We start from the raw sequence: 1,746 nt of genomic DNA, 5'->3' as shown, positions 1-1,746 counted from the left end.
AGCGTCGGTACAGTATTAGAAGTTGACAAAAAAAGAGATATATGAATCTACCCCGTCAAGGAATTCAACTCTATGCCCGGTTGAATTGGGGCAACCTTAGAGATTCGAGCAATGACGTGAAGGTTATGGACAACAGCGACTCGACGTAGATCGAAAAGATTTTTCCGTTGTCCAAGATATCGAGCACGATCACCCTGCCAATGACCAATATGAGCCAGAGAGTGTTCAACTGTAGTACGTTTTCTTAAGTCTTTTCGACCAATAGCAGTGGATTGACGTGCTCGCAACTCTTGCATTAAGGCTTCATCAGGATGAATTGATACAGTTCGTCCTCTTTTACTATTCGTGCAACCAGACCTCAGAGGACAAATTGCACATTCACTAGCCGGAAAATGAACAATTTTTCCGGGTTCAAATGGGATACTTACCTGATTGGGACAGCTAATTAAATGCGTATCCCAGTCAAGAAAAAAAGAATTTTTATCAAACCGTCCAGAATTTCTGACCGGCCACGCCTTGCAAAATATCTGTAATTTATCATCCCGTTGTGTCACCCAATGACTGGATAAATAAGCCCGATCAATATGTAACTCAGCTAGGTGAATATTTTGAAATTTTAAGTCACGTTCTAGGTCAACTGTAGCAGTGGCTTCCGGAGTATTTGCGCGAGTCAACGCCACCGCGCAAACTACACCACTCTCTAAATCTTTGAGGATGTGGCGTTTATATCCATCTATTTTCTTAGACTTGCTTTTTCGTCCATGTCGCATATCTGGGTCTTCAATAGAAATGCGACGGTCTTTAGCTACTCCTTTGCTTAAACTTGGAACTCCTTGAGAGTCAAAAGTTACATTTTGAGATTCAATCACTCGGGCCACATCCAGAGTCTCTTTGGCGACTTCAAACTCATTACAACCAGACTGGCTTTGCATCCATTCTTCCACAGAACATAAGCTGTTTAGAATCATTGATAGTGCATTTTGACGCTCTGAAGGGTCATCCCAGTTTAAGTCTAAGGCTGTTTTTAAGCTGGAACTATTGAGAATTGGCGCACCAGCTAACTCGGCAATTTCTGCTGGCTCCCGCCCCTGTCCAGCAGCTATCACACTCACTGCTTTACGCAAAGCATGACCCAATAGATTATATGTATCTTCGACTTTACCAGCTCCCCATAACGGGGAAGAATCTAAAGCCGCTTTGAGTTGAGATGAGCCAAACCCACCTTTTTGCTTGGCAATTTCTACGGTGCGGTCAATTAAACGTTGGTCTAATTCTTTTTTAATTAATCGATTTCTGAATCTAATTAAAGTCGGTTTGCTGAAAGGGGGATTTTCACAATTAAGGCAATCGAGAACTAACTGCCAACGTTGATCCATTAGCATTTCTTCAATCACTTCATCATCAGAAATCCCTAGATAGGCTTGCAGAATAATTGCTAAGGCAATTTGTGCCGGAGGAACTGGGCTATTACCCACGGTGCTGTCTTTAAAGATGGTAGCGAGTTCTTCTTGGAACTCATCATTAAAGATGAATAAACGGTTAAGTCGCAGAAAGGTGAATAGCTTGGCTCGTTTAATGCGTTTGATAATCAACGCTTCATGGTCTGATAGTTCAATTGGAGGATGCCATAAGGGAGGACGCATAGGGTTTTTTCTTCTTCCTGATTGTTAGGATTTAACAAGCTCCTAAATTCACTTATCATGCTTTCCTACTTTTGTCAAGTTCTAATACTGTACCTACGCCCTA

General features: G+C 41.9%; 1 protein-coding gene. It reads right to left on the bottom strand.

Annotated features, from left to right (window positions below; translation table 11 throughout):
- Positions 1 to 47 precede the first annotated feature (47 nt).
- Positions 48 to 1,643 (bottom strand): IS1182 family transposase, encoded by a 1,596-nt coding sequence (locus tag QUA36_RS31150; protein WP_333460156.1) that lies wholly within the window; start codon positions 1,641 to 1,643, stop codon positions 48 to 50.
- Positions 1,644 to 1,746 lie beyond the last annotated feature (103 nt).

Source organism: Microcoleus sp. Pol10D4, assembly GCF_036701555.1.
GTDB lineage: Bacteria > Cyanobacteriota > Cyanobacteriia > Cyanobacteriales > Microcoleaceae > Microcoleus.
This window is presented reverse-complemented; position numbering and strand designations above follow the sequence as displayed.